The sequence below is a fragment of the Exiguobacterium sp. LL15 genome (genome assembly GCF_024436095.1).
Taxonomy (GTDB): Bacteria; Bacillota; Bacilli; order Exiguobacteriales; family Exiguobacteriaceae; genus Exiguobacterium_A; species Exiguobacterium_A indicum.
In genome coordinates this window covers 1-18,474 of record NZ_JANFNX010000001.1, presented here as the reverse complement: position 1 = coordinate 18,474, position 18,474 = coordinate 1, and the positions used below count along the sequence as shown (strand labels likewise).

22 protein-coding genes and 1 tRNA gene are annotated in these 18,474 nt (G+C 48.0%); 7 read left to right on the top strand and 16 right to left on the bottom strand.

The window, feature by feature from the left end; genetic code table 11:
- Positions 1-3 precede the first annotated feature (3 nt).
- Both NOM72_RS00115 and NOM72_RS00110 read left to right on the top strand, forming a co-directional pair.
- The gene (locus tag NOM72_RS00115; protein ID WP_023469596.1) at positions 4-1,005 is read left to right on the top strand and encodes a FecCD family ABC transporter permease; all 1,002 of its coding nucleotides are present in this window, start codon (positions 4-6) and stop codon (positions 1,003-1,005) included.
- The gene (locus NOM72_RS00110; protein ID WP_255997259.1) at positions 1,002-2,009 is read left to right on the top strand and encodes a FecCD family ABC transporter permease; all 1,008 of its coding nucleotides are present in this window, start codon (positions 1,002-1,004) and stop codon (positions 2,007-2,009) included. The genes NOM72_RS00115 and NOM72_RS00110 overlap by 4 nt, the downstream gene beginning before the upstream one ends.
- 54 nt (positions 2,010-2,063) lie before the next feature.
- On the opposite strand, the gene NOM72_RS00105 is transcribed toward NOM72_RS00110, so the two are convergent.
- The 9 genes from NOM72_RS00105 to NOM72_RS00065 all read right to left on the bottom strand — a co-directional run bounded on the left by NOM72_RS00105 (position 2,064) and on the right by NOM72_RS00065 (position 9,672).
- Positions 2,064-2,531, bottom strand: coding sequence for a hypothetical protein (locus NOM72_RS00105; protein WP_255997257.1), 468 nt, complete (start codon positions 2,529-2,531; stop codon positions 2,064-2,066).
- On the bottom strand, positions 2,498-3,007 hold the full coding sequence (locus NOM72_RS00100; RefSeq protein WP_023469599.1) for a hypothetical protein: 510 nt from the start codon (positions 3,005-3,007) through the stop codon (positions 2,498-2,500). Before NOM72_RS00100 ends, NOM72_RS00105 begins: the two co-directional genes overlap by 34 nt.
- Before the next feature lie 13 nt (positions 3,008-3,020).
- Positions 3,021-3,473 (bottom strand): hypothetical protein, encoded by a 453-nt coding sequence (locus NOM72_RS00095; RefSeq protein ID WP_035395724.1) that lies wholly within the window; start codon positions 3,471-3,473, stop codon positions 3,021-3,023.
- Positions 3,474-3,592: 119 nt separating this feature from the next.
- A complete protein-coding gene (locus NOM72_RS00090) occupies positions 3,593-3,751 on the bottom strand; it encodes a hypothetical protein (protein WP_014971497.1) in 159 nt (52 codons plus the stop codon).
- Positions 3,752-3,878: 127 nt separating this feature from the next.
- Positions 3,879-7,625, bottom strand: coding sequence for a S8 family serine peptidase (locus tag NOM72_RS00085; protein ID WP_255997255.1), 3,747 nt, complete (start codon positions 7,623-7,625; stop codon positions 3,879-3,881).
- A gap of 220 nt (positions 7,626-7,845) precedes the next feature.
- Positions 7,846-7,921, bottom strand: a tRNA-Ala gene (locus NOM72_RS00080).
- 104 nt (positions 7,922-8,025) lie between these two features.
- Positions 8,026-8,805 carry a twin-arginine translocase subunit TatC gene (gene tatC, locus NOM72_RS00075; RefSeq protein ID WP_255997254.1) on the bottom strand — a complete coding sequence of 260 codons (780 nt, stop codon included), beginning with the start codon at positions 8,803-8,805 and terminating at the stop codon, positions 8,026-8,028.
- A gap of 7 nt (positions 8,806-8,812) precedes the next feature.
- Complete coding sequence (locus tag NOM72_RS00070) at positions 8,813-9,013, bottom strand: twin-arginine translocase TatA/TatE family subunit (protein WP_023469603.1); 201 nt, start codon at positions 9,011-9,013, stop codon at positions 8,813-8,815.
- Entirely contained in the window at positions 9,013-9,672 is a 660-nt protein-coding gene (locus tag NOM72_RS00065) for a redox-sensing transcriptional repressor Rex (RefSeq protein WP_023469604.1), read from the bottom strand. Before NOM72_RS00065 ends, NOM72_RS00070 begins: the two co-directional genes overlap by 1 nt.
- Positions 9,673-9,839: 167 nt before the next feature.
- Between NOM72_RS00065 and NOM72_RS00060 the strand changes: the two genes are divergently transcribed.
- Complete coding sequence (locus NOM72_RS00060) at positions 9,840-11,741, top strand: ATP-binding cassette domain-containing protein (RefSeq protein ID WP_029342826.1); 1,902 nt, start codon at positions 9,840-9,842, stop codon at positions 11,739-11,741.
- A complete protein-coding gene (locus NOM72_RS00055; protein ID WP_143404481.1) occupies positions 11,723-12,163 on the top strand; it encodes a hypothetical protein in 441 nt (146 codons plus the stop codon). Before NOM72_RS00060 ends, NOM72_RS00055 begins: the two co-directional genes overlap by 19 nt.
- 119 nt (positions 12,164-12,282) lie before the next feature.
- Here NOM72_RS00055 and NOM72_RS00050 read toward each other — a convergent pair whose 3' ends face one another.
- Positions 12,283-12,876 (bottom strand): flavin reductase family protein, encoded by a 594-nt coding sequence (locus NOM72_RS00050; RefSeq protein ID WP_023469607.1) that lies wholly within the window; start codon positions 12,874-12,876, stop codon positions 12,283-12,285.
- A 19-nt stretch (positions 12,877-12,895) separates the two neighbouring features.
- Positions 12,896-13,294, bottom strand: a complete 399-nt coding sequence (locus NOM72_RS00045; RefSeq protein WP_023469608.1) for a DoxX family protein — start codon at positions 13,292-13,294, stop codon at positions 12,896-12,898.
- A gap of 183 nt (positions 13,295-13,477) precedes the next feature.
- Between NOM72_RS00045 and NOM72_RS00040 the strand changes: the two genes are divergently transcribed.
- The 3 genes from NOM72_RS00040 (at position 13,478) to NOM72_RS00030 (ending at position 15,087) form a co-directional block, all read left to right on the top strand.
- Positions 13,478-13,798 (top strand): winged helix-turn-helix transcriptional regulator, encoded by a 321-nt coding sequence (locus tag NOM72_RS00040; RefSeq protein WP_023469609.1) that lies wholly within the window; start codon positions 13,478-13,480, stop codon positions 13,796-13,798.
- 105 nt (positions 13,799-13,903) lie between these two features.
- A complete protein-coding gene (locus tag NOM72_RS00035; protein ID WP_174316696.1) occupies positions 13,904-14,359 on the top strand; it encodes a flavodoxin in 456 nt (151 codons plus the stop codon).
- A gap of 68 nt (positions 14,360-14,427) precedes the next feature.
- A complete protein-coding gene (locus NOM72_RS00030) occupies positions 14,428-15,087 on the top strand; it encodes a haloacid dehalogenase type II (RefSeq protein ID WP_023469611.1) in 660 nt (219 codons plus the stop codon).
- A 47-nt stretch (positions 15,088-15,134) separates the two neighbouring features.
- Here the strand turns inward: NOM72_RS00030 and NOM72_RS00025 are convergent, their stop codons facing one another.
- The 5 genes from NOM72_RS00025 to tsaE are packed head-to-tail and all read right to left on the bottom strand — an operon-like array spanning position 15,135 to position 18,284.
- Entirely contained in the window at positions 15,135-15,704 is a 570-nt protein-coding gene (locus NOM72_RS00025; RefSeq protein ID WP_055969420.1) for a hypothetical protein, read from the bottom strand.
- A 28-nt stretch (positions 15,705-15,732) separates the two neighbouring features.
- Complete coding sequence (gene tsaD, locus NOM72_RS00020; RefSeq protein WP_255997249.1) at positions 15,733-16,740, bottom strand: tRNA (adenosine(37)-N6)-threonylcarbamoyltransferase complex transferase subunit TsaD; 1,008 nt, start codon at positions 16,738-16,740, stop codon at positions 15,733-15,735.
- Positions 16,737-17,192 (bottom strand): ribosomal protein S18-alanine N-acetyltransferase, encoded by a 456-nt coding sequence (gene rimI, locus NOM72_RS00015; protein WP_071908837.1) that lies wholly within the window; start codon positions 17,190-17,192, stop codon positions 16,737-16,739. Before rimI ends, tsaD begins: the two co-directional genes overlap by 4 nt.
- Entirely contained in the window at positions 17,185-17,838 is a 654-nt protein-coding gene (gene tsaB, locus NOM72_RS00010; protein WP_058264491.1) for a tRNA (adenosine(37)-N6)-threonylcarbamoyltransferase complex dimerization subunit type 1 TsaB, read from the bottom strand. Before tsaB ends, rimI begins: the two co-directional genes overlap by 8 nt.
- Positions 17,835-18,284, bottom strand: coding sequence for a tRNA (adenosine(37)-N6)-threonylcarbamoyltransferase complex ATPase subunit type 1 TsaE (tsaE, locus tag NOM72_RS00005; RefSeq protein ID WP_023469616.1), 450 nt, complete (start codon positions 18,282-18,284; stop codon positions 17,835-17,837). The genes tsaB and tsaE overlap by 4 nt, the downstream gene beginning before the upstream one ends.
- Positions 18,285-18,474: the final 190 nt, after the last annotated feature.

The window sequence follows — 18,474 nt, the reverse complement described above, 5'->3', positions numbered from 1 at the left end:
TTCATGTCAGCTGGTCGAATTCCGTTCGGCATTAAAATCACACTCGGTCTCGTCCTCTTTTTCGGGATGTTCTGGATCGCAATGACGTTCGGTGCTGCCGATACGACGACGCGCGAAGTCTGGAACGCTTTGACGTTCGGACCGTTGAATGAAAAAGCAAAAATCGTCCAAGAAATCCGCTTGCCACGGGAACTGGCAGCAATCCTCGTCGGTGCGGCACTCGGTGTCTCAGGTGCCATCATGCAAGCCATGACACGCAATCCCCTCGCAGATCCTGGTCTGCTCGGTCTGACAGCAGGTGCGAATGCGGCACTGGCGCTCGTCATCGTCCTGTTCCCGAAAATTGACTACTTCGGGATCATGATCGCGTGTTTCGTCGGAGCAGCACTCGGGGCAGCACTTGTCTTTGGAATCGGCGCTTCGAAAAAAGGCGGCTTCTCCCCGCTCCGGATCGTCCTTGCTGGTTCTGCGATCTCAGCGTTTCTGTATGCGATTGCAGAAGGCATCGGGATTTACTTCAAGATTGCCCAAGATGTCTCACAATGGACGTCCGGTGGACTCGTCGGGTCGACCTGGGGACAACTGCAAGTCATTGCGCCAGTCATCGCAATTGGAATTTTGATTTCGTTCATTTTCTCACGACAATTGACAATCCTCAGTCTTTCGGAAGAAGTCGCGCTCGGACTCGGACAGAACATCCAGCGGATCAAAGCGGTCCTCTACGTCGTCGTCATCCTGCTTGCCGGTGCTGCCGTAGCCCTCGTCGGTAACATGGCATTCATCGGGCTGATGATTCCGCATATCGTCCGCGCGATCGTCGGGACGGACTATCGGTTCATCCTGCCGATGACCGCGATCTTTGGTGCGACGTTCATGTTGCTTGCTGATACGATTGGACGGACACTATACGCACCCTATGAGACGCCGGTCATCGCGATCGTTTCGATGCTCGGGCTACCATTCTTCCTCTTAATCGTTCGGAAAGGAGGGCGTGCTTTCTCATGATGGAATCTCGTTTACGCCGTCGCCAGCAACTGACGTTTTGGACGTTACTGGCACTATTGATCGCAACACTCGTCGTCAGCATCGGTCTTGGTCCTGCTTCCCTGTCGTATGATCGTTTACTGCCGACGTTACTTGGAAGCGGTTCGTTCAAAGAGGAGTTCGTCCTCTATTCGCTTCGCTTGCCCCGACTGCTCATCACCGTCATGGCGGGAATGGCACTTGCCTTATCCGGTGCAATCCTTCAAGGGATCACACGCAACGAACTCGCTGATCCTGGTATCATCGGCATCAACACGGGAGCTGGCGTCGCCGTCGCCTTGTTCTTCCTGTACTTCCCAACCGATGTCGGGTCATTCATCTATCTGTTACCAATCGCTGCCTTCTTCGGTGCACTCGTCACCGCGACAGCGATCTACCTGTTCTCGTACGACCGTGTACAAGGACTCCAACCGATCCGCTTGATCTTAACGGGTGTCGGCTTCTCGATGGCACTGTCTGGAATCATGGTCATCCTGATTTCATCGACGCGTCGTGAAAAGGTCGACTTCATCGCCAAATGGCTCGCCGGTAACATTTGGGGAACAGACTGGATTTTCGTCTACTCGCTGTTACCGTGGTTACTCGTCTTGATTCCGCTCACGTTCTATAAGGCGAATAAGCTCAATCTACTTGCCTTGAATGAACCGGTCGCGATCGGTGTTGGCGTCGCGATTGAAAAAGAACGGATCCAACTCTTGTTGACAGCCGTCGCGCTCGCTGCTGCTGCCGTCTCCGTGACAGGGGGAATCTCCTTCATTGGTCTGATGGCGCCACATATCGCCCGTGCGCTTGTCGGACCACGGCATCAGTTCTTCCTGCCGATCGCCCTCTTGCTCGGCGGCTGGTTGCTTGCGTTCGCTGATACGATCGGACGCAACATCGCGGGACCAGACGGGGTACCGGCTGGGATCGTCGTCGCCTTGATTGGAGCACCATACTTCATCTATCTACTGTTGAAGAAATAATCAAAAATCCGTATCAATCAGCGTCTTTCACTGATTGATACGGATTTTTTTGCTTTACCGTTTCCACCACGCACGTTCAATTTCTCCCATCGAGACGTACGCAGGATCGATTTGTTTAGCCAATCGATTCATTCGAATGACACCAAGACCGACTCCGCCGCTCCAGACAAGTAAGAGAACGAATAAATAACCGGGAGCATTTGGAATCGAAAGCATGACGAAAGCGATTAGCCACGCCACGACATATCCTATGATCGTCAGGTGAGCAACCTTCTGAACAGTCTGTTGATAGATACCTTGCGTTAAATAGGACTTCATGAGTCGTAGCCGGACGATTTCTCGAGCGACTCCAATTCCACAAAGACAGAAAAACAAGGTTTGTCCAAAGACGGATTCAACCGCTGGTAAAAACCAAGCAAGTATGACGACAATCAATCCAGGAATCGAAAAGAAATAGGTGACGACATGCACTGGACGTTTCATTACATTCAGACGTGCTTGTCGCTCGAATAGGTGTTCCATTTCGATGTTCCTTTCTGTTTGACGAAGCGGGCTACTTCTCTGTCACTGATATAATCCGGGTCACGCGCTCCGTCACGTCGGATGATCCATTCGCTGATGAAGTAGAGCGGTGTTAAAATCGCAAAAATGGCCACCAGCATCTTCCAGAACGGTTCCTCGATCGTCTGGATGATGACGATCGTCAAGACAGCGTACAGCAGGACGTGACTACCGACACGTAGTAAAAATTGCCGACGGACTTGTGCTTTTGAGATATAGCCGTCTAAAATTTTTTGTTTTTTTAATTGATAGCGAAAATCGGAGGCGAGAAAAACGGCTGGAATCGCCAAAATCAACATCGGGAGATCCGTCCATTCAATTAAGATACCGACTGTTATGAATAGAAACATGTTCCAATACCAGCGTGTGCCGAGCCACTCGACGTCTCGGTACGCGAGCGCAAGTTTTTGTAGACGTTCTTCACGAGCTGTTTGCATGACATCGTCTCCTTTAGCGCGCTTTGTGAATTTCTTTTTCCGTGATATATGTTGGATCAATCTTTCGTGAGATGAACTCTAACGTCTTTCGACAGAGCCAGTAGAACGGAATGACGACGATGACGAGACCGATCAAGAAGTACGTGTTCGGTCGATCGACCGCCCAAACGATCAGACCAGCGAGTGCTCCGTACTGTAAGATGCCGATCAGGACATGTACCTGATAGAGCCGTCTTGCTGAATCCTTTGATGTGTATTCCGCGACAAGCGCGAACCTCTTCCGTTGTACGAACATGTCGTAGCCAAAATACAATAACGGGACGATCATCGCGTAGATTGGTTTCTCGAGTGTGTTACTGAGCGCTAAGAATGCCGCAAGCATGACCCACATGCCGGTCTTCGTCTTCTGATGCATCTCTTCGTACAGCGCCGCTAAGGCATCTGTTTGTGTATGTACGTGTTCCATGATCATCCACCTTTCTATACTGTCATATACTTACATTTTACTCGATCGGTTTCATCTGTAGTACGATTTTTGAAAAAAAAGACGTCCTACCGCTTAGGGTAAGACGTTTTCCATGAAGACTACGCACTGACCTGAATGATCAGATAGATGACGCTATAGGCAACGATCGCGAGCGGTATCATCGCGACACCGATCAGCCAGCCGTTTTTGTCGCGGATACCGAGATATAAGACGAGACACCCTACAATGAAGGCGATTAAGGTCGTGAACGGATTCATGGTTGTTCCCCCTCTGACTTGTTTCTGTTCTTAAAATTCCCCCTCTTCTCGTCTCATAAACCCTTCAAGACGCTTCGGCACGCAAGAAAAGCCAGACGGATTTCCGCCTGGCTTTATCTTTTGTTTCTTATTTTTTCGTGATAACGACTGTTTTCGTAACAACGTGTCCACCAAGATCCTTCAGTTTCAAGTTGTACGTGTTTTTCCCCTTCTTGAGCGTCACTTTTTTCGTGATTGTCTTTTTGAAGGATCTCATTTGGTATGGTTCCTTGAAGGTATGACGGTATACCGCATTATCATTCATATCAAATCGAATCTCATCATAATTATCTTGAAGAACGATTTTAAGAGATGCTGTCTTTGTTTTTGCTGATACTGTTTTTGGTGCTGTCACTTTTAAAGTCGGCAATGTCGAATCTAGAATGACTTGACGACTAAATACCAAGCGATTTCCTTTTCCATCATAAGCTTCGACTTTAAACGATTTGACGCCATCTTTCGTATAGGTCACATCATGGCTGAACACATACTGCTGTTTTGCTGCATCAAAACGAAGCTGGACGGCTTTTCCGTTAATTTTGAATGATTTGATCCCTGACTCATCGGATACATGACCCGCGATAGTAACCACTTTAGATGTCGACAGACCGAGTGCGACCGGTGTATCGATTTGGACGGTTGGTACCGCCTTGTCGATGCCTGTCGTGTTCACCGATTTCGTCACTGTATTTCCTGCATAATCCTTGACGACGAAATCAATCTTCGCCGATTTCGAGAGACCTTTTAATTCATATGCTTTTTCTGTCGGCGCAAGCGGCTGTTTGAGGACACTTGTTCCATCAACGAGAATGTCATACGACGCTATACCTGTTCCTTGATCGCCTGCTGTCCATGAAAGCGTTTCTTTTGCAGTATCCCATTGAACCGTTGCTGCTGGTTTTTTCGTATCGATATAGACGGGGAAGAGATTCGACTGCCATTTCGCATTCGGATAATCGATGACTGATTTAACTTGGTAATAGTAAAGACCGTCTTTGACTGGTTTTCCATTGACTGTTCCATCCCAAGCCGCACTTGTGACGGGTGTGAACCCATCTTCAGAACCGCTATCATAATAGTTCTTCACAACGTCTGTTTGTAGATCTAATTTACGGAGTGTTGCTTTATTCCGGTCAAGAATCGAATACTCGACTTTTCGTGCATTACGAAGGAACGAGAGGACTGGGAACGCCTCGTCAACGCTACCATCGTTGTTCGGTGAGAACGCAACCTTGTTTTCAACGACTTTTCCCGCCGTGTTCGTGCCGAGGAACTCGAAATCATCTTTTACTTCTGTCGCTAATCCAGTTAATCCGTAGAATGTCTTCTCTTCGTCATAACGCGGTGCATCGACGATCGGTGCCTGATCCCACTTTCCTTTGAATCCGACGTACGGCACTGTCAATTCCGGATTTTTACTCTTCGTATCGATTAAACGAACGAAACCTTCAACGAAGTAGCCATTTTCAAAGACTTGCTCAAGTGGAAGACCGTTTGCCCAATCGACTGTATCTTTCAAATCGACCGATACACTTACTTTCGTTGAGCTCTTCGGATTGATGGAGACAGAACTTGCTTTTTTCGAACCGACTGCGAATGAGATTGGGAACGTTCCTTTATTCGGATCGACCGCATCCACTGAGTTTTTCTTATAAATATTGTTGGCTTCCAGGAAGTTCGTTCCTTCTGCACCGAGATCCGATTGTACCGTTCCGGCTAATTGATATGTCACTTTTTCGCTACTATAGTTTTTCAAATCGAGCGTGAATGTGAATTTTTCGCCGACCTCTTTGAGTGCAGCCTTTCCTTCACCCGATTTCGTTTCCGTAACGACGACTGGTGTTTTCATCGCAGCACGTAGATCCATTAAACCAGCACCTTCACGACGTGGTGAATAGAAGCTACCAGTTTTCGCTTCAGCATTATACTGCCCTTTATCAAGCTGTGGACGTGACGTGTTCATGAGGATATTCTTCGCGAGTTTAACGCGTGTCGCACCATCGACTTTGAAATCCTTCGCGATTCGTTGCATGACAAGTGCCGTTCCTCCGGCGACGTGTGGTGCTGCCATCGATGTTCCACTCATGACGCCATATTCGTTATCATTGAGCGTCGAGTAGATTTTTCCACCCGGTGCCGTGATTTCAGGTTTGAAATCAAGATTTGGTGTGACACCCCATGACGTGAAATCAGACATCTCGCCCGCTACTGGGTTATCTGCTGAGACCGCTTTTCCATCGAACGTGACAGCAATTGCTTTTCCTGCTTTCGCTTTTTCTTCAAGATCATTCCCATCCGCGATGCTGAGCGTCACCATCGGAATCGTCGGATTGTTAAGTGCCATGCTGACATAATCCCCATGATCGACTCGTCCACGAACGATGACACCGGCTGCTCCTTGTTTCTCAGCTTCTGCTTGAATCATACCGTAATTGAAACTGCCGTTACGCACAACAAAGACAACTTTTCCTTTGACATCTTTTCCTTGATAGTTCGATGCTTGACCATCGCCGACATAAATGACGTCTTGCTTCTCCTTGTTGAATACCTTAATCGGATTCGGCGAGTCCTGTTTTTGGTACGCCAAATACCCAGCATCCTGTCCGTCAATCGTCAGTGCCATACCTTCAAGCGTTAATTTCGTATTCTCTAGCGATGCGACTTGTAGCGCTTGGCTGATCAACCCTGGAGATCCTACAACACCGATGTCAGGATTCGCTGTATACGGATTGCCTGCACCATGTCCTGTGAATGCCGAGTTTCCAGCAGAGATCGCACATAAGATCCCGTTGTTCATCGCGTTGACGATCGCCCGTTGCTCTGGATCATCTGCGTTGACGAATGATGCCGTCGAACCGAGACTCATGTTGATGACATCCGCTCCGAGGGCGATCGCATCATCAATCGCTTTGATGTAGATATCACTGAATGTCGATGGCATGCCTGGATCATTTCCGAATACTTTCATCGCGAGGAGTTGTGTTTCCGGTGCGACCCCTTTGATACCACCGTTCGCTTCGTCTCCATTAGCACCGACCGTACCCGCTACGTGCATTCCGTGCATCGATGCACCTGCACCTAAATCACGGATTTCGCTATCGTGATCAGCGTAGTTATAGCCGTATGGAACTTTTTCCGTGAAATACTTACCTTTTAGTCCTTTTGTTTCTTTAGCACTCTCGACCTTCGAAGAAGTCAAATCAATCTTCGTCTCTGGGCTCAACACCATATCTTTATGCGACGGATCAATCCCCGTATCGATGACCGCTACAATTGTCCCTTCCCCTTTGAAGCCGTAGTCCTGCCATGTTTCTTTTGCATTAACCATATCTTTGCTATATAACATATCTGGTTTTGCACCTTTATCGGCTTTCGGTCGCGCGTATTCATGGGCGATATGTACGCTCTTGACTCCGTCGAGTTGTTTGATGTCTTCGATGTCGCCGAACTTGACTTCACCACTGAATCCGTTAATGACGGTCGTGAAGCTTTCCTTATATGTAACGGGAATCGATTTTTTAGCGATCGCTGACTTGACTGATTTTTGGACACTTACGAGGCGATCTTTAATCGACTCTTTTTCGGCATTGCTCAATGTGCTATACCGCTTGTTTTGTGCCTGCGCAATTTGAATCGCCGGCTTCTGCTCCATCTCGATGACGACACGGACCTTGTCAGACTGCTTATACACCTTCTCCTGTCCTGTTTTCTTAAGTGAGAGGGCGTGCGGCTTTTGACCGCTTGCCTTATCTTGCGAGGACAGTGCTCCTTGAGCACTGACCAAGTTGGAAGATGTCATCAAGACAGCTGCCAAGAGTGCGATTTCCTTCTTCATACTTCTTTTCCCCTTTTCTAAAAAACTATAATGATGTTACCAACAAAACAGTTAAACGAAAATTCTGTATATTTAGTTTAATGAAATAGATGGAAATAAACAATTCAGTTCTGTCTGTTTTATATAATTATTTGTTTTTATTGACACTTTATATTGCATTTCCATATTTTGAAAACAACAAAAAACTCTTGAATGCTCAAGAGTTTGAAGTGTACGAATATGGTGGAGACTATCGGGATCGAACCGACGACCTTTTGGCTGCCAGCCAAACGCTCTCCCAGCTGAGCTAAGCCCCCATGAATTAACTTTAGTATACGCATCGCTAACTGCTTTATCAATATAAAAATAACGCTTTCATAAAAAAGAATCCCTTCCAAAATTATCGGAAGGAATTCACGATTCATTTATTCAATTCACGCATCAAATCCGCCTGTCGTTCAAGCTCTGCCTGTTGCTCGAGGACCAAGACCTTTTTGTACGTCCGCGCAGAAATCAAGATGCTGATTTCATAGAGAACGAACAATGGGACCGAGATCATCAAGTGTGACGTCACGTCCGGCGGTGCGATCAATGCCGCAACGACGAACAGCGCAAAGTACGCATATTTCCGATTCTTTCGCATGAAAATTGGCGTCACGAGACCAAGACGTGTCAGAAACATCGTCACGACCGGCAATTGGAAAAGAAGACCGAACGGAATCGTTAATCGGATTAAGAAACTGAAGTAGTTCTCAACTCCGATGACTTGTTCGATTCCGAGTTCCTTCCCTAGTTCAGTCGAAACTTTTAATAAGAAAGGTAACAACCAAAAGTATGAGAAGGCTACACCAGCCAAAAATAGAAAGAAGATGACCGGAATATACGTCAATGTCGCTTTTTGCTCCTTATCATACAGACCAGGGCGGACGAATGCCCAGAGTTGATACATCCAGAACGGCGATGCCAGCACGATTGCGATGATGAACGCAAGATTCAAATACAACATTAAAGGATCTGCGACGTTGAAGGCATTCAAACCGATACCGAGCTCTTTTAAGTCCGCTTGCAAGAAGCGAACGAGCGGTCGGACGAGCGGAAATGCAACAGCGAACAGGACGACGACGATGATAAGCGACCAGACGATCCGTTTACGCAGTTCGTCCAGATGCGACGTCACGCTTTGTTCTTGATCAATCGCCATGATTCAATCACTTCTCTTTCGGTTCATCCTTTTTATCGTCGTCCATGATACCGTTCGTTGCGCTCTTGAACTCTTTCAATGTCTGACCCGCAGCACGACCAAGTTCAGGTAACTTCTTCGGTCCGAAGATGATTAATGCGACGACACCGATTAGTGCTAAGCTACCTGGTCCGATGAATGCTATAGTTGACGGGATAAGGTTTTCCATTATGATTTCACTCCTTCAGCTGATTGCGAATAATGCTTCATGAAATAAACTAACGACTGCAACTCGATCGATAAATCGATGTGATGGACCCGGACGCTCGCTGGCACGTTCAACCGCGCGGGCGTAAAGTTCAGGATGCCCGTCACACCATACTCGACTAACTCATCCGCTACTGACTGCGCGAACTGGGATGGAACCGTCAAGATGGCAACATCGACCTGATTCGCTTCGATTTGTTCTTTCATGTCCGAAACATGATAGATTGGAACGTCATGCGTCGTTGTTCCGACCTTCTCTTCGTCCGCATCAAACGCAACGACTATCCGAGTACTATTATTCTTTAAAAAGTTATAATTTGCAAACGCTGTTCCGAGATGACCGACCCCGATTAAGGCAACATTCGTCACCTCATCTTGATTCAAGGTTTTGCGGAAAAACGTTAAGAGATGTTGAACGTTATATCCATACCCCTTCTTCCCTAATGCCCCAAAGTAGGAAAAATCGCGACGAATCGTTGCTGAATCAACCTTCACCGCCTCGCTTAACTCAGCAGAAGAGACGCGGAGCTTGCCTGAATTGTATAAACTTTGGATGAAGCGATAATATAGCGGCAACCGTTTTGCTGTCGCTTGTGGAATTTTTGTGTCTGGTCCATTCATCCTGCAGTTCCCCCTTCGGCCACATCCATCGTGGCACCCAAATCTTTGCAAAAAGCTTTCTACTCTTCTTGATTGTAAACCACTTCACATAGAGTCACAAATAATATATTCCGCAGGACCTCGCGCTTTTGTTCGTGATAGACTAAAGGGTGGAAGGATGGATGGAAATGATACTCTTACAAGTCAACCAACTCTCGAAATCATTCGGCGTTGAGCCGATTTTAGAAAATATCAAATTGGAAGTACAAGAGCGCGACCGGATTGCGCTCGTCGGACGAAATGGTGCCGGTAAATCGACCTTGCTCAAAATCATTGCTGGCGAACTCAGTCATGACTCGGGTGACATCATGAAAGGTAAAGATGTCAAAATCGGTTATCTCGCGCAGGACAGTGGTCTTGAATCGAACGAGACGATCTGGAACGAGATGCTGACCGTCTTTGAACATTTGCAGGAACAAGAACGAACACTACGCCGGATGGAAATCGAAATGGGCATGGAGCATATCTTGAACGATCCGGTCGCGTACGATCGTCTCCTAAAGACGTACGATCAAGCGCAACACGACTTCTCAGAAGCGGGTGGTTATCAGTTCGAAGCGAATATCCGCTCCGTCCTGCACGGCATGCGCTTTTATCCGGACGATTATTCGCGCCGGATCCAAACGTTATCCGGTGGTCAACGGACACGTCTCGCCTTAGCGAAGATGCTCCTGCAAGCACCAGAGCTCCTCATTCTCGATGAGCCAACCAACCACCTCGATATCGATACGCTTGCTTGGCTCGAAAGTTACCTCGGTGGTTATCGTGGCGCCGTCCTAATCGTCTCGCACGACCGGTACTTCCTTGACCAAGTCGTCAATGTCGTCTATGAGCTGTCACGCAATGTCTGCCGTAAATTCACCGGTAACTACACGAAGTACTTGGAACAAAAAGCGGCATTGTACGATCAAGAAATGAAACAGTTCGAACAGCAACAAGAAGAGATCGCGAAGATGCAGGACTTCATTCAACGCAACATCGCTCGGGCGACGACGACAAAACGTGCCCAAAGTGTCCGGAAGCGACTCGAGAAGGTCGACCGACTCGACCGACCAGATGGCGATGAGCGTAGCACGGTCCTTTCCTTCCCGATTGAAAAACAGAGCGGGAACGACGTTCTTCAAGTCAATCAACTGGCGATCGGTTACGAAGAAGCTGTCTCAAAAGACATCACGTTCCGCTTGCAACGCGGTGAATCACTGGCACTCGTCGGACCGAACGGCATCGGAAAGTCGACGCTCTTAAAAGTCCTCGTCGGTCGCTTACGCCCCCTCTTCGGTGATTTCCGTTTCGGAACTGGCGTCTCGATCGGATATTACGATCAAGAGCAGGCAGAACTCAATGACCGGAACCGCGTCATCGATGAGATTTGGAACGAATGGCCCTTGATGCGTGAACAAGAAGTCCGGTCTGTCCTCGGGCAATTCCTGTTCAGCGGTGACGATGTCTTCAAAATCGTCCATGAGTTATCTGGTGGCGAACGCGGACGTCTCGCGCTTGCGAAACTGAAACTCCGGAAGACGAACGTCCTCGTCCTCGATGAGCCGACGAACCACTTGGATCTAGATTCGAAGATGGTCCTCGAAAATGCGCTCGTCGACTATGAAGGAACGCTACTATTCGTCTCTCACGACCGTTACTTCATCGACCGGATCGCGACCCGCGTCATCGAGATGAGTGAAGCCGGCGTGACAGAGTACCTCGGTGATTATTCGTACTACACGGAGAAGAAGGCGGAGCAAGAAGAAATCGCTCGTCTTGAAGCCGAGGAAGCAAAAGCAGCAAAAGTCACGGCATCGAAGACGATCGATAAAGAAGCGCAGAAGGAAGAGCGCAAGCGCCGTCAGCAAATCGAACAACTCGAACAAGACATTGAGCGGCTCGAACAGCGTTCAGCGGAGATCGAACAGTTGCTTTGCGAACCGGAAGTCTTCAATGACATTCCGAAAGCAACGGCACTTTCGGCAGAACGTGATCAGATTGATGTCGATTTGCTCGAATTAATGGAACGATGGGAGAACCAACACTGATGCGGACGAAGAGCTTTTTCATCAATCTCATCTTAGGATTACTATCCGGTGTTCTCTATTTCGTACCGTTATATGCCGATTATGTATCCGTCTTTATTCGTCCAGATGCCTTCAATGCTGCACTTCCTTTGTTCCTCTTGATTTCCTGCATGATCGGTCTCGTCATCCAGACATGGAGTGGGCTCTTCATCAGTTTACTCTCGGGATTATGCTGTACGCTCCTGACGATACAGCTATTCGTCGAACTCAATGATCCGTTGATCTTATCGTATTACGGTAGTGTCTCTCCAATCAGCGCTTTCTTGATCAGCTGCGTCGGAATATGGGCACTCGCAATCGTCTTTTATTTGCTCGATGGCTATCAGTACAGTAAACGTCATGGACTTGAAGCCTCTTCAAACGAAATCGATCCGCAGCCTTGATGAATCAGATGAACGACATGAAAAAAGGAGTGGAGATTCCGGTAGTTAGACCGGTCTCTCCACTCCTTTTTGTTTGAATCAAAACGAATCATACGATGAGTCAGGCATTCACACTTCGATCATTTCGTCGGTCGGGCAATCGTAAACGTCTTCCCGATCGTCGCATAATCATTCCCTGCTAAACGAGCGACAGCCTTCAAGCCTGCCGCGTCAATTCGGAACGACTCGACGAGTTCATCTGCAACGTGATAGCGCAGCACTTCCCCGATTAGAAGATCGGCACCTTCTAGCTCGACGTGTTGCGTCAAGCGCATCTCGAAGCGAATTTTCGCTTCCGCGATTCCGGGTACTTCGATTGCGTCACTATCGACGAGTGTTAAGTCCGTCCGCTTAAGCTCACTTTCACCGTAAGCAAGTGGCGCTGCTGTCTCATTGACTGCGTCGACGATCTCTTCGCTGACGATATGGATGACATAACTTTGTTTCGCTAAGATGTTACGTGCCGTATCCTTCTGCCCCTGATCCGTCCGTTGTACGGCGATCACCAGTTGCGGCGGACTGCTTGAAGCGACCGTAAAGAAGGAAAACGGTGCAGCGTTGACCGTCCCGTCTTCTCCTTGCGTTGTCACGAAAGCAATCGGACGCGGAATGATGCTTCCGATCAGTAATTTATAATTGTCTTTTGCGCTAAGCGTTGATGCCTCAAACTTCATGAATGACCCACCTTTTTCTTCACCCGATGAGTGCAGCGAGTGAATAGTCTCCAGCACCGATCATCGCTACACCAAGCGCGATGACGATCAATGCCATGTTGTATTCGTACCCGTTCTGCGTCACCCAGTAACCATTTGCACCGTGTACTTTAACGATCGCAACAAGCATCGATCCGATGATGAGGAGCGCTGCAATCCAGAGGAATACGCCTCCTGCAAACAACAAGCCGCCGATCAATTCAGCAAGACCTGCTGTAATCGCGAGTGCCTTCCCTGGCTTCATGCCGATTGATTCGAACCAACCGCCTGTTCCAGCGATTCCGTGTCCACCGAACCAACCAAATAATTTTTGTGTCCCGTGTGCAGCGAATGTTAAGCCGATGATTAAACGAATGATTAAAAGTCCTGTATCCATCATTGCTCTCTTCTCCTTTTACCTAATGTATTTTAGTTACTTTAAGTAACTCGATAAACAGACTATATCTTATCACTTACTAAAAGTAAATAGATTTGTTTTAGTTCTTTTTGTTACATTAAGTAAAATGATTCGATTTTTTTAGCAGAAGCGGGTATACTACAACTATAGAAAGGATGAGTGCTGATGGAAGAAGTCGCAATCCAACCGGCTCTTTGTCCCAAAGTCGAACATGCCTTTGAAATCTTAGGTAAGAAATGGACGGGTCTGATCTTACGTCACTTGTTGACGAAGACATGTCGTTTCAATGAGATTCAAGATGCCATTCCCGAATTATCAGGTCGTATGCTCACGGAACGTATGAAGGAGCTCGAAGCGGAAGGCATCGTCATCCGGACTGTCATTCCCGATCGTCCGATTAAGATTCAATACAGTTTGACCGACAAAGGGCGCCAACTCGAACCGGTCATTCGTTCCATTGAGGAATGGGCCGAACTACAAGACTAATGTATAGAAAAGCATCTTCTTCGGAAGGTGCTTTTTTATTTGTCCTTTGACATTGATAATCATTATCAATTAAAGTAGAGAAGTACAGTGAAAGGAGGAAGATGCATGCATATCGCGATTGGATTCGTCAGCATGTCTGGGAATACGGAAGATATCGTCTCGCTCATTCAACATGAACTCGAGCAACACGATGTCGACGTGACGATCACGGAACTAGATCAATTCGTCGGGGAGGACTTATCACGTTTTGATGGTCTATTACTCGGCTCATATACATGGGGAGACGGTGATTTACCGTATGAAGCAGAAGACTTCGTTGAGGAGCTAAGGGAACAATCCTTAGACGGGATACCGGCGGCTGCTTTTGGTTCGGGGGATCTTGATTATCCGAAGTACTGCGCAGCCGTTGATTTGATTGAAGACGCATTAAAAGAAGCTGGGGCGACCCTCGTCACGGATGGCTTGAAGATTGAGTTTGATCCGAATACCCCGGAGAAACAAGCCGCTTGTCGTGCATTCGCGCAAACGTTTCATCGCTTTTTACAACAGGTTCATTCTTGAGTGTCGTTTGAATCCGTACTGTAAGGGAATCGTTAAAGCAGACTCTATGAAAGTGAGATGAATGTTTTATGACGATTCAAGCACTCGTCTTTGACGTCTACGGTACATTATTCGATGTCCATTCCGTCAAAGAACAAGCCGAAGCGCTTTATCCGGATCACGGAGAAGCGATCAGCAAACGCTGGCGGGAGAAACAACTGGAGTACTCTTTCCTCCGACAATTGAACGGACAGTATGTGCCGTTCAGCCAAGTGACACAAGATGCTCTCCGCTATACGTTACTCGAACTGAAGCTCCATGTGACCGAGGAACAAATCACGACCTTAATGGAGACGTACCTGACGCTTGATGTATATCCTGAAGTCAGCTCCGTTCTCGAGACGATGGCGGACAAGCGTCTGGTCGTCTTCTCGAATGGTTCCCATGATATGCTCGATCCGCTCATTGAGCAGTCAGGCTTAGCCGATCGGTTCGAACATCTCGTCAGTGTCGATGATATCAAACAGTATAAGCCAGCACCTGCATCCTATATGCATGCCTTAAACACGCTCGGTCTAAAACGCGAGGAGATCCTCTTCATGTCCTCGAACGGTTGGGACATCACCGGGGCGAAGAGTTTCGGCTTCAAAACGGCATGGATCAATCGAAATGGACTTCCGGTCGAGGAATTGAATCTCGATCCCGATCGTATCTATGATGACTTGACGGGTATCACTGAATGGCAATGAACGAACAACAGCGGACTCCTATTTAGGAATCCGCTGTTTTCATGGATTTAGTAATTAGACAAACGTGAGTAACCCTTCTTAAATAGATCGAGTTTCAGACCGCCTTCTTTTTCGATGAAGAAGAGGTATTCGTTTTGATCCGTATCCTTATAGAAGACCTTAAATAACGTCAACGTCCGTTTTTTATTGTTCTCGACAGCCGTCACCTCATGCTTTGAGATGACCTCGGCTTGGACTTGTTCTGCATCCATCTTTTGAATCATTGGTTCGAATGACTTCTTTTCTTGATCCGTCACCGGTGTTCCGGAAGCAATCATGAAATAATCATCACTCGCCTTGTTCGTTAAACCATACTTCCGATCGACGATGACGACGTTACTGAGCTTACCATTGATTGTCTGATCAAAAGCATATAACTTTTGAATCCGGGTCTTTTCCCCTTCTGCTCGTCCGATTTCGTAAAGTGGACGTTGTTTCGTATTCGTCTCGACCGCTTTTTTATCGGGTACGAGTTCTTCCTTATAGGCGACTTGGTATGCGTTGACGATTTCTCGGACCTGAAGTCCGATCGCGACGATGACCAGTACCGCTAACAATGCGATGATGACTTTTTTCATTCCATTTCCCCCAAGTTGTTCGGATTCCTTACTTTAAATCTAGCCCAGGTTCTGCGTTCATGGCAAGTGTCGAATAGCGTAACGCGCGATATGGATGAATTGCAGCCGCTCCGATCATCGCTGCATTGTCTCCACACAGGTGCATCGGCGGAATGACGAGATCGATTCCTTCCTTCGCACACGCCGCTTCGAGACCTTGGCGTAATCCTTTGTTAGCAGCGACGCCACCAGCAAGTAGCAATTGACGTCCCCCTTTATCCTTCACGGCACGAACCGCCTTTGTCACGAGTACCTCGACGACGCTCGCTTGGAAACTTGCAGCTAAATCTTCCGGAATGATCGTTTCTCCCCGTTGTTCGGCGTTATGCACGGCATTGATGACCGCTGACTTCAAACCGCTGAAGCTAAAGTCGTACGAGTCCTTCTCAAGCCAGACGCGTGGAAAATGGAACGTATCCTGACCAGTCTGTGCCAATTGATCGATCCGTGGACCACCCGGATACGGTAACTGCAACGTTCGAGCAACTTTATCATATGCTTCCCCTGCGGCATCATCCCGTGTTTCACCAATGACTTCATATACACCGTCTTCCGGCATGTAGATCAGTTCCGTGTGCCCACCTGATGCAATCAAACAGACGAGCGGGAACTCAAGCTCTTGCACGAGACGATTCGCATAGATATGACCTGCGATATGATGAACACCAATTAATGGTTTATTGTGCGCAAAGGCGAGTGCCTTCGCTGCGCTGACACCAATGAGTAGTGCTCCAACGAGTCCAGGTCCTTCCGTGACGGCGATCGCATCGATATCGTCGATCGTGACGTTTGCTTCCGTCAAAGCATCATCGATGACGTATGTGATCCGTTCAACGTGATGCCGTGAAGCCACTTCAGGCACGACGCCACCAAAACGTTTATGACTTTCGATTTGAGACGAGACGACGTTCGATAAGACGTCAGTTCCTCCACGGACGACGGCAGCCGCCGTTTCGTCACAACTCGATTCGATTGCTAGAATCAATGGTTGTGTCATAGGTCTTCTCCCTCCAGTTCCAGCCAGTAGATGGCAGCATCTTCATTGTTATCTTGATAATATCGTTTTCGGACACCGACATACTGGAATCCGAGTTTTTCATATAAAGTCCGCGCTGGTGTGTTCGAGACACGTACTTCAAGCGTCATCGCCCGCAAACCAAGCGCACGACCGACGGCGATCAATGCCGTTAGCAAGTCTTCCCCGAGCCCTTGTCCGCGATGCGACTGCTTGACGGCAATATTCGTAATATGTCCTTCATCCGCAATATGCCACAGACCAGCAAACCCAACGATACCATCTTGATCGGCAACGACATAATAGGCATTCGGATTTTGTGTCATTTCCGCTTCGAAGGCATCTAGCGTCCACGGTGTCGCAAATGATTCGAGTTCGACCGCATGAACACCTGCAGCATCCTGTACGGTCATGCGACGAATGCCCTTACTCATGACGCTGTGCCTCGATCCATTTCGCTTCTGCTTCAGCCAGTCGCAGGTAACGTGGCTCAAACGCATGTGCTTCGACCGTCTGACGCGTTGCACCGAGTAAAGCGAGTACGCCGGCACGTGGCGTCCGGAAAGCAGGAGCCACCTTTTCGAAGGGCTGAAGAATCTCTTCGAACGCCTCGACGTCTCCTGTGACGAGCGTATCTGGCGTTAACGTCTTTACAAAGGACGCAATCTCGACATGCTGTTCTTCACCGATTCGTTTCCCGGCGTCGTACACTCCGACAAACCCTGCTCCACGCCGCGCATCTTGAATTGCTGCGACACGTCCCGTATGACCTGTCGAAGCCGCCATCAGTTCAAGTGTCGAGATGGCAACAAGCTCGATACCGAGTGTATAGGCAAGCGTCTTCGCTGTCGTCGCTCCAATCCGTAATCCCGTATAAGAACCAGGACCGTCAGCAACAACGATGCGTGTCAGTTGAGCCGGTGTCCATTTTGCTTCTACCATCAAGCGCTCAAGCAACGGCATGAGTTTCGTCGCATGATTCAAAGACGTGACGTAAGAAGCTTCTGCTACAATCTGTTTCCCGTCTGAAAGAGCGACTGATAATTGTTTCGTCGATGTATCAATAGCTACGATTTTCATGATTTCAATCCCTCACATAATGTAATGTATCGTTCTCCGATCGGCGTCAGCTCAAAACGTCGACTATCATCACCTGTTCGCGTAATCGTGATTGCCAACCGTTCAGGTGGAAGACTGTCCGCAATTAACTCAGACCACTCGACGACGGCGACGCCTTCACCATTCAAATATTCTTCAAGTCCGATATCATCACCGGAACCTTCCAGGCGATAAACATCCATATGATAAAGAGGAAGACGTCCCGTATAGACTTTCATGATCGTAAAGGTAGGGCTGTTGACGTGACGCGTCACACCTAATCCTTTCGCAAAGCTTTGCGTAAAAGTCGTTTTCCCAGCACCTAAATCCCCATCGAGCGTAATGACCATCCCTGCTTCAGCACGTCGTCCGAGTTCAAGAGCCAAGGCAGTCGTTTCTTCCAAGCTGTTCATTTCCAGTTCTATCATACGATGTCTCCTCCTTAATACGTACTGTTCGTCCTTCTCTATTGTACCGGACGAAAAAGGCAAAAAAAAATACGAAACGCTGAACGTTTCGTAGTAAAGTTGAAGTTAAGTTTAAAATTGGTTGCGGGGGCCGGATTTGAACCGACGACCTTTGGGTTATGAGCCCAACGAGCTACCAGACTGCTCCACC

What these genes read in the sequence shown, in the direction of transcription:
- NOM72_RS00095 (WP_035395724.1), bottom strand. Translation starts at nt 3,473, where the DNA reads ATGGAACACGTACATACACAAACAGATGCCTTAGCGGCGCTGTACGAA.
- NOM72_RS00055 (WP_143404481.1), top strand. Translation starts at nt 11,723, where the DNA reads ATGGGAGAACCAACACTGATGCGGACGAAGAGCTTTTTCATCAATCTC.
- NOM72_RS00065 (WP_023469604.1), bottom strand. Translation starts at nt 9,672, where the DNA reads ATGAATGGACCAGACACAAAAATTCCACAAGCGACAGCAAAACGGTTG.
- NOM72_RS00060 (WP_029342826.1), top strand. Translation starts at nt 9,840, where the DNA reads ATGATACTCTTACAAGTCAACCAACTCTCGAAATCATTCGGCGTTGAG.
- NOM72_RS00035 (WP_174316696.1), top strand. Translation starts at nt 13,904, where the DNA reads ATGCATATCGCGATTGGATTCGTCAGCATGTCTGGGAATACGGAAGAT.
- tsaE (WP_023469616.1), bottom strand. Translation starts at nt 18,284, where the DNA reads ATGATAGAACTGGAAATGAACAGCTTGGAAGAAACGACTGCCTTGGCT.
- tsaD (WP_255997249.1), bottom strand. Translation starts at nt 16,740, where the DNA reads ATGACACAACCATTGATTCTAGCAATCGAATCGAGTTGTGACGAAACG.
- NOM72_RS00105 (WP_255997257.1), bottom strand. Translation starts at nt 2,531, where the DNA reads ATGGAACACCTATTCGAGCGACAAGCACGTCTGAATGTAATGAAACGT.
- NOM72_RS00025 (WP_055969420.1), bottom strand. Translation starts at nt 15,704, where the DNA reads ATGAAAAAAGTCATCATCGCATTGTTAGCGGTACTGGTCATCGTCGCG.
- rimI (WP_071908837.1), bottom strand. Translation starts at nt 17,192, where the DNA reads ATGAGTAAGGGCATTCGTCGCATGACCGTACAGGATGCTGCAGGTGTT.
- NOM72_RS00110 (WP_255997259.1), top strand. Translation starts at nt 1,002, where the DNA reads ATGATGGAATCTCGTTTACGCCGTCGCCAGCAACTGACGTTTTGGACG.
- NOM72_RS00085 (WP_255997255.1), bottom strand. Translation starts at nt 7,625, where the DNA reads ATGAAGAAGGAAATCGCACTCTTGGCAGCTGTCTTGATGACATCTTCC.
- NOM72_RS00115 (WP_023469596.1), top strand. Translation starts at nt 4, where the DNA reads ATGTCAGCTGGTCGAATTCCGTTCGGCATTAAAATCACACTCGGTCTC.
- NOM72_RS00040 (WP_023469609.1), top strand. Translation starts at nt 13,478, where the DNA reads ATGGAAGAAGTCGCAATCCAACCGGCTCTTTGTCCCAAAGTCGAACAT.
- NOM72_RS00045 (WP_023469608.1), bottom strand. Translation starts at nt 13,294, where the DNA reads ATGATGGATACAGGACTTTTAATCATTCGTTTAATCATCGGCTTAACA.
- NOM72_RS00100 (WP_023469599.1), bottom strand. Translation starts at nt 3,007, where the DNA reads ATGCAAACAGCTCGTGAAGAACGTCTACAAAAACTTGCGCTCGCGTAC.
- NOM72_RS00050 (WP_023469607.1), bottom strand. Translation starts at nt 12,876, where the DNA reads ATGAAGTTTGAGGCATCAACGCTTAGCGCAAAAGACAATTATAAATTA.
- tatC (WP_255997254.1), bottom strand. Translation starts at nt 8,805, where the DNA reads ATGGCGATTGATCAAGAACAAAGCGTGACGTCGCATCTGGACGAACTG.
- NOM72_RS00090 (WP_014971497.1), bottom strand. Translation starts at nt 3,751, where the DNA reads ATGAATCCGTTCACGACCTTAATCGCCTTCATTGTAGGGTGTCTCGTC.
- NOM72_RS00030 (WP_023469611.1), top strand. Translation starts at nt 14,428, where the DNA reads ATGACGATTCAAGCACTCGTCTTTGACGTCTACGGTACATTATTCGAT.
- NOM72_RS00070 (WP_023469603.1), bottom strand. Translation starts at nt 9,013, where the DNA reads ATGGAAAACCTTATCCCGTCAACTATAGCATTCATCGGACCAGGTAGC.
- tsaB (WP_058264491.1), bottom strand. Translation starts at nt 17,838, where the DNA reads ATGAAAATCGTAGCTATTGATACATCGACGAAACAATTATCAGTCGCT.